Consider the following 7,536-nt stretch of genomic DNA (forward strand, 5'->3'; position numbering starts at 1 on the left):
ATATGCGCTCGGTCACGCGTCCGATAGGGAACTGTCTGAGCCTCCCGAAGTTCACTTAACGTGCGGTCTTCTTCCTCGGTCAAAATGATGCGTAATGGGGCGGGCATTTGAGGGCACTCTGGCTACCTTGCTATCTTACATTTAATCTCAACTGCCTACTTGGTATGCAATGAAGCGCTTGATCCAGCGGATATAGCTCTGCTCAGTCTTTGAATGAATTATACGGACGGCGTCGGCATAACTGCCCTCTGCGCGGCAATTATACGGAAACTGTCGGCATAATTAAGTTGCTCCTCCGCAATAGTACAAGTGTTTGGTGCCGTGTGATAAAATCTCGCAGCTGCGGAAGAACAACCTCGCTGGAGCCGACGAACACCGCTAGCCCGACGACATCGTACTCGACGGCGTTCGCGGCTCAGCTCGATCATTAGCCTGCTGAGTTATTTGAGGGCATGCTGTATAGAGTAGCTCGGTCACTCAGCTTCATGAAGTTGCTGTAAGCCGATTCTTGATACAGATTTTTCTAGCTGTGCTCTTAGCACTTTGACAAATGATCTAATTTAGAGTAAGATTAATTTCAGAACGATCATTCTGTTTTAAGATGCCTCGTCACAAAGAGTTTGATCCTGAAAATTGTCTCAATCAAGTCATGCATCTATTCTGGGAAAAAGGCTACCAGGATACTTCAATAGCTGATTTGGTTCAGCGTTCAGGTGTACAGCGCTATGGCTTGTACGAAACTTTTGGTGATAAGCAAGAGTTATTTCAACGGGCATTAGACTGGTATCTGAGTACGGTTATCTCTCAATATCTAGCTAGACTTGAGAGTGAAGACTCAGAACCTTCATTGACAGAGATCGAGATATTCTTTGAGCAATTCATCGACTATCTCGATCATCCTTCTAGTTCCCTCGGCTGCCTGATCTGCAATACTGCTGTTGAAGGCGCTGTCCATGATCCAATCGTGATCTCTAGGGTGCAGCAGTATCTTGAACGGTTGCGTCGAGCCTTTGCACGAGCACTGAAAAGCGCTCAACATAACGGTGAATTGGCAGAGGGTACTGATATTGTCCAGATTACCGAGTTTTTGACTGGGAGCGTCCTGGGCATAAGTACTTACGCGCGATCGCCTGCCTCTAGGGAAGATGTCAAGCGTTACGTGAGGGGAATTCTTGCCATGTTGAAGCAGCTTTAATTTTTTTGTCTTATTTCAGAATGATTGTTCTTGTATTTTAAGCAAATCTTCGAGAGGTGAAACATGAAACATAATACGACGGTTGAACGAGAAATTTCAGGCAGTGCGGACGCGATTTGGTCAACCATTAGTGCAGGAGGAAACGTTCACCAATGGTTTCCAATGATTCAAAGTTGTCGCCTAGAGGGAGTGGGTGAAGGTGCCGCTCGATTTTGCGTGATGGCTGACGGTAATGACCTTGAGGAAAAAATTATTGAAGTCAGTCATGATGCCCGTCTATTTCGCTATGCGATTGATCGACATCCTTTACCTGCAAGCGATTTGATTGCTTCCATAAAAGTCAGAGACGTTTCTAATGGTAGGACGACTATTACTTGGGGAGCAGAATTCGAGGCTGATGAAGAGACTGCCGCTCAAGTCAAGGAAATGCTCCAAATGGTTTATTCTCAGGGAATTCAAGGTCTTGAAGACTATCACAAGACTATCCCAATTGCTTCCTGAATTGTTCGTTGATCTTAGAAATTCATAGTCACAACAGGAGAATTTTCATGTCTTTGTTTAATGCTTTAAAAACTCGGAATGTCGGCAAGATTGATCGCCTAATCCGTAGCTTACCGACTCTGATTGTTGTCTATTTGCACTTCACAGGAGCCATTTCAGGCGGGGTCAGTGTTTTTCTGGGCGTTTTGGCTTTGATGCTGCTGTTGACGAGTTTAACAGGTACCTGCTCCATCTATTACTTTCTGGGACTTTCAACTTGCCCAAGGAAGAAGCCAAAAGGCTTTGAATAACCACAAAGAGCGCAAGCGCGCAGGCTAACAACCCGACTGGAGCGGACTGTTGGAAGATCTTGGTGGTGTTACGAAGGTTACTTGCAGTCGCTCAGTCGGAACGTTGTACCGCCTTCGATTATTGGTAAGGCAGTATCTTGGCAAGTGTCTGCTAGAATGCCGGTACAGGAACCCGGTTTCTACTCTGGGAACGACCAAATTTCGTAGGCAAACCAACGAAGAAACCGGGTTTCTAGCCATGCTGAACCGATGCTCTAGGAACTCAGATTTGTTGTGAAATTGCATGACTGACCCATTCTGCATCTAGCTCGGCAGTAGCTTATGGAGACTGCAAGCAGCGATGGCTAGCCCCCTTAAACTGTCACAGTCTCAGGCCTTGATCGCTGATTCCCTGCATCAAAGTAGTGAAAGCGAATGCCAAAAGTGCTGCTTCTACTGACGAGTTCTCTGCAAAATCATGGGTATTCTCTGGCTGCTGCTCAAAGCATCGTGGGTGCGGGTGGTGATTGCGACTCTGATGGGCATTGTCAGCGGTGGCTGTAGTGTGCGCCTGATTGCCCTGGTCAATACCACCCTCAGCAAAGGGGCCATGCCGTCGGCGATCGCCCTCTTTGCTGGACTAGTGCTCCTAGCTTTAATCAGCGGTAGCCTAGCCCAGTTTTTGTTGATTGACTTAGCCCAAGATTCGGTCTATCAGCTGCGCTTGCGCCTTAGCCAGCGTATTCTTTCGGCTCCGCTGCGTCAGCTAGAGCGGTTAGGCCCTAGCCAGCTTTTGGCGGTTCTAACCAAAGACGTTCAGGCTATTTCAGATACGGTCTTTGTCATTCCCTACATCTGTATCGATATTGCGATCATCGGCGGCTGCGCTATCTATCTGGGCTGGCTGTCGGGCTGGGTCTTGGTCGCCACGGTGATTTTTATGGTGGTCGCCATTGTTCTTGTCCAGTTCCTCATCAACGCCGCCCATCGCTACCTGCGTCAGGCCCGCCGAGAGGTTGACCGCCTATTTCAGCACTTTCGCAGCATCACCGACGGCATCAAAGAACTCAAGCTCCATTCGACTCGCCGACAGCGCTTTTTTGACGAAGATCTGGAAGTGACTGCCGCTGCTTCCCGCTATTACCAAAAGCGAGCCTTCAAAATCGCGGCTTTGGCAACAGGGGGAGGTCAGCTACTATTCTTTCTGCTCATCGGGCTGTTGCTCTTCGGGGTTCCCCAGGTAGCACCGACTGCCCAGTCCGTGCTACCAGCCTACATTTTGACGCTGACCTACTTATTGGGCCCTTTGGAAAATCTCATCCAGCAGTTACCAACACTGGCAAATGCTAATGTCTCGATTCAGAAGGTCAATGAAATGGGGTTGACCTTGGCTGAGAATGCTGAAATAGATACCGCTGTATGGCAGACCTCAAAAGCTGACTGGGAAACCCTTGAGTTAAGGTCAGTGGTTCATTCTTATCAGGGTGAAGAGGCAAATCATCACTTTACAACAGGGCCGATTAGTTTGACGCTAAAGGCTGGCGAGTTGATCTTCATTGTTGGTGGCAACGGCAGCGGTAAGTCAACCCTGGCAAAACTGATAACCGGCCTCTATATCCCAGAGTCAGGCGAGTTGCAATTAGACGGAGTGCCCATTGTAGATGCCAATCGCGAATGGTATCGGCAATATTTTTCGGCCATCTATTCAGACTTTTATTTATTTGAGCGTTTGATCAGTGCCGAAGATCTAACGCTGGATGCCCAAGCCCAGGAATTTCTCAAACGACTGGAGTTAGACCAGAAGGTAACCGTACAGTCAGGGCAGCTTTCTACCGTTGCGCTTTCTCAGGGGCAGCGTAAACGGCTGGCGCTATTGACGGCTTACCTAGAGGATCGTCCTATCTATTTATTCGATGAGTGGGCCGCTGACCAAGACCCGATCTTTCGTGAGATTTTTTATACTCAGCTATTGGGTGACCTCAAGCAGCGCGGCAAAACCGTGCTGGTAATCAGCCATGATGATCATTATTTTCATGTGGCAGATCGTATGATCAAGCTTAACTACGGTCAGATTGAGTCTGACGTTAGCGGTGATTTTTCTACAAAGGAAAAATCGCATGAGTCCAGCTAACAATAACGTTGCACTTTGGACTGTAAAACAGTATGAGTGACAGCCTGATGCAGAAAATACGCGCTGATTTCGATCGCATTGCTCTATATGACCAAGGGGGATGGGATCATAACAATCACTATCATCGTTTTCTACTCAAGCAGTTGCCATCTCAACGCCAAACTGTACTTGATAGAAGATAGTTTTAGAAGGTTGAGTCATCTCAACCTTCTAAAACCAATTGGGGCTGAGTCTTGCATAACCGAGCAGTATATGAGAAGCTGACAGACCGCTTTCCTTGTATAGGTCCGATGTGGCCCAAAAGCTATGAGCGCGGCTGCCCATGCACAATCAGATCAGTCAGTAATTGAGTAATTTCACGAACGTAATGCTGGAAATGCCATTGCGTCATCCCATAGATGAATACTAAAAACACGGGAGTGATGGTTAGAGTTGCCCAACGAGCTGCAACAGCAAAAAAAACAAAGATAGTAACCGCCGCACCCAGAATCTGGTAGAAATTGCCATCAGTGAGATATATCTTGCCATCCAGCTCCGTTTCAGATCCTCGTTCTCCCAAGTCTCCGTCTACGAGAAAACAAAACTGACGACCCGTTCGCGTTATCGGGCCACGGAGTCTAAGTTTGTTATGCCTGAGATATCCCTCATAGCGGCGGGTGTACTGAAATTGGCCTGAGAGAGTAATCGCTTCAGAGAGCGCTCCATCGAGATGACTTCTCGCCACTGTGATTGGAACGGGTGCCTTCAGCACAACCCGACGATACAGCCGGAGAAAACGCTGAATTGCTTGGGTTTTTCTCATACTCCAAATCTAGCTCACAACTCACTGACAACCCGTTCTGCTAGAGCAGAGTATCCCCCTTCTACGAAGGTAATGGGTAATGATCCGATCTTACTGAAATCTCCTGGGAAAAAGATGTTTGGGGAGCTGAACAGCCCGATCACCCGATCCGCTTCAAACGTGGGTATCGAGGAACCACCTTACCGAAGGACTTCCCAGGTGGTTTCTGGTCAGATAGGGGAAACAACATCACCCAAGATGCTGCCGGGGCATAAAGCCGAAGGCAGGGCACTGGGCTGCTTCTACAACTTGGGGTGAGGCGGCTGCGGTTTTGGGGGGCTCGGCTTTTAGAGATTGCAAAAGTAGCTCGATGGAGGCAATGCGCTCTTCAATCGAAGCAGCCTGCATTTTTTGCAGGATTTCAGCCTCGATCATGGCGTTACTTCGATGGGGGCAAACAGCCTTAAGTCTCTATTTTAAGGCGCACTCTGTAGGTGGGATACCGCCTCATGGCCCGATATATTCTCCTGTTTCTGGATCGTTGCCTAGTGCTTCGCAGTCACGGTTAGGACTCAGATCTACGCCATCGGGTAGGATGGTGCGGCAAAGTTTGGCCTCTTCTAGATCGGTGTCTCTCAGACGGGCTCCTTGTAGGTTTGCCTCGTTGAGGTTCGCCCCTTTCAGATCGGTACCCCACAGGTCAGCTCCTTCCAGATTGGTCGACCACAGGATAGTCCCTTGCAAATTGGCGTCCCCCAAGGCAGCTCCCTGCAGGTTGACGAGAATCAGGTTAGCTCCCCGCAGATTGGCACCCCACAAGATAGCCCCTTGCAAATTGGCAAATCCTAAGTCAGCTCCTTGCAGATTAGCGTCCCCTAAGTCAACTCCTTGCAGATTAGCGTTCCATAGGATAGCTTCTTCCAGATTGGCGGATCCTAGGTCAGCTCCTTGCAGATCGACTTCCTCCAGATCAGCTCCTTCCAGATTAGCGGATTCTAGACTAGCCCCTTGCAGGTTGGCGCGCCTAAGGACCGCTCCTTGAAGATTAGCGGATCCTAGACTAGCCCTTTCCAAATTGGCATTCTCTAGGGTAGCCCCTTGCAGATTGGCGAACCTTAGATTTACTCCTTGCAGATTGGCGAATCCCAAAATCCCCCCCTCCAGATTGGCATTTCCTAGGATGGCCCTTTGTAGGTTAGCGGATTCCAGGTTAGCTGCTTCTAGATTGGCGAACCTTAGGTCAGCCCCTTCTAGGTTGGCGTCTACCAAGCTGGCTTCAGGCAGCTCAATACTCGATAAGTAGGCTCCTTCTTTTCCACTGCTATCTGTACTTAGATTGATGCCGTCCAATGTCTCCGCAGGCCAGGTACAAAGTGAGTAGGGAGCACAAACCCAAGGGAACTTGCGGCGCCAATTTGCCCCCGGAGAAGCATTTAGAAACTCTAAAGCTTGAATGCGTCCGCCACTACCAGATTGTCCGTGAGCCGATGTGAGCGTTTGCCAAGCATTGAGAACTTCAGCATCGCGCCGCTGTTTTTCTGTTCCAATGAAGGTGAACACTGCAATGATGAGGCCTGCGTTGCCAATCAGCCCCAATAGACTCAACAGACTCAACAGCGCTTGATTGTTAGCCCATGCTAGTAGGGGTTCCCATGTATTTTTCTCCAGCTTAATCAGTGGGCGATGTATAGCAAACAGAGTTGTTCGCAATGGGCTCCTAACAATCTTCTCTGCCGTTCCCCAATCGCCCTGAGCATCTCCCTTCCGACCAAGTCGCTCTCGGTTCTGGTACAGTTCCCAAGCTACTTGCTCGATATGTTTCTTCTGCTTCTCAGCTTTAATTTTCTTGGCCACTGGTAGCTATCCTCAGCACTAGCAACAGCTTCACCCATAACAGGGTACTTTCCGGCTGAGGTGCTGTTATCAGTGGAGCAATATCGGCTATGCCCCAAAACACATACACCCCCGGCGCTGGCCAGGGGCAGGGTACTGTGTTCAGAGGAGATCAGATATCTAACGGGCGTAGTGCACACCGCGATAGGTGAGTTCAGCAGGCTGCTGGCGATGCTCTACAGTAGCTTGCTTGCGGGCGTAGGGGCGACCCATAAAGGTGGCCATTTCCCCTGTGGGGGCCGCTGCGATCGCATTGGCAGAAGCGGTATAAGACTTACCGAGAAAAGAAAGTTGCATAGCTAGGGCTCCTATTAGATGGGTGGGTGTCTCTATAGAAAGAAACAGCTACACCCATGGGCATTTCCCATAGCCTGGTGTGCTTGTGATCCTTACCCTGGGTGATCTGGCTCACTTAGAATGCCAATGATGGGGTGCTGCTGACGTTAGCTCGGCCTAGTCGGTTTGCCCCCGCGATCGCACCACCAGCCCTAGCTCCCCTGCTCCCCTATCCAAGGTAATAGTTGCTTTATTTATGCCGTCGAGTACTAGGCTCGTACCACAGCACCAAAAAAAGCAAAGCATATTGCCTACAGTTGGGTGAAGATTAACATCTTCGACGAGAATGCCCTACATCCTGTGGGTAGTGCATTAGTGTACGGGGCAGAGGAAAATCAGACTATGCCATCGAGATGACAAGGGAGTCGAACCCATGACGATTGAGATGATTTGTCCGACCTGTGGGTCTCATGATATTTCCAAGAACGGC

Annotated in this window: 8 protein-coding genes; 4 read left to right on the top strand and 4 right to left on the bottom strand. The window is 49.2% G+C overall.

Features of this window, described 5'->3' with window-relative positions:
• The first annotated feature begins 601 nt into the window (after nt 1-601).
• The 4 genes from IQ254_RS28185 to IQ254_RS28200 all read left to right on the top strand — a co-directional run bounded on the left by IQ254_RS28185 (nt 602) and on the right by IQ254_RS28200 (nt 4,096).
• Entirely contained in the window at nt 602-1,195 is a 594-nt protein-coding gene (locus IQ254_RS28185) for a TetR/AcrR family transcriptional regulator (protein WP_193969470.1), read from the top strand.
• A gap of 63 nt (nt 1,196-1,258) precedes the next feature.
• Nucleotides 1,259-1,696 (top strand): SRPBCC family protein, encoded by a 438-nt coding sequence (locus tag IQ254_RS28190; protein ID WP_193969471.1) that lies wholly within the window; start codon nt 1,259-1,261, stop codon nt 1,694-1,696.
• A gap of 47 nt (nt 1,697-1,743) precedes the next feature.
• Entirely contained in the window at nt 1,744-1,986 is a 243-nt protein-coding gene (locus tag IQ254_RS28195; RefSeq protein ID WP_193969472.1) for a DUF2892 domain-containing protein, read from the top strand.
• Nucleotides 1,987-2,443: 457 nt separating this feature from the next.
• A complete protein-coding gene (locus tag IQ254_RS28200) occupies nt 2,444-4,096 on the top strand; it encodes a cyclic peptide export ABC transporter (RefSeq protein ID WP_193969473.1) in 1,653 nt (550 codons plus the stop codon).
• A gap of 304 nt (nt 4,097-4,400) precedes the next feature.
• Here IQ254_RS28200 and IQ254_RS28205 read toward each other — a convergent pair whose 3' ends face one another.
• The 4 genes from IQ254_RS28205 to IQ254_RS28220 all read right to left on the bottom strand — a co-directional run bounded on the left by IQ254_RS28205 (nt 4,401) and on the right by IQ254_RS28220 (nt 7,067).
• Nucleotides 4,401-4,898 (bottom strand): hypothetical protein, encoded by a 498-nt coding sequence (locus IQ254_RS28205; protein WP_193969474.1) that lies wholly within the window; start codon nt 4,896-4,898, stop codon nt 4,401-4,403.
• 228 nt (nt 4,899-5,126) lie between these two features.
• Nucleotides 5,127-5,312 carry a hypothetical protein gene (locus tag IQ254_RS28210; protein WP_193969475.1) on the bottom strand — a complete coding sequence of 62 codons (186 nt, stop codon included), beginning with the start codon at nt 5,310-5,312 and terminating at the stop codon, nt 5,127-5,129.
• Between the two features lie 72 nt (nt 5,313-5,384).
• Entirely contained in the window at nt 5,385-6,437 is a 1,053-nt protein-coding gene (locus IQ254_RS28215; RefSeq protein WP_193969476.1) for a pentapeptide repeat-containing protein, read from the bottom strand.
• 453 nt (nt 6,438-6,890) lie between these two features.
• Nucleotides 6,891-7,067: a DUF4278 domain-containing protein gene (locus tag IQ254_RS28220; protein ID WP_193969477.1), complete on the bottom strand. Its 177-nt coding sequence runs from the start codon at nt 7,065-7,067 to the stop codon at nt 6,891-6,893.
• Nucleotides 7,068-7,536 lie beyond the last annotated feature (469 nt).

The sequence above is a fragment of the Nodosilinea sp. LEGE 07088 genome (assembly GCF_015207395.1).
Classification (GTDB): Bacteria; Cyanobacteriota; Cyanobacteriia; order Phormidesmidales; family Phormidesmidaceae; genus Nodosilinea.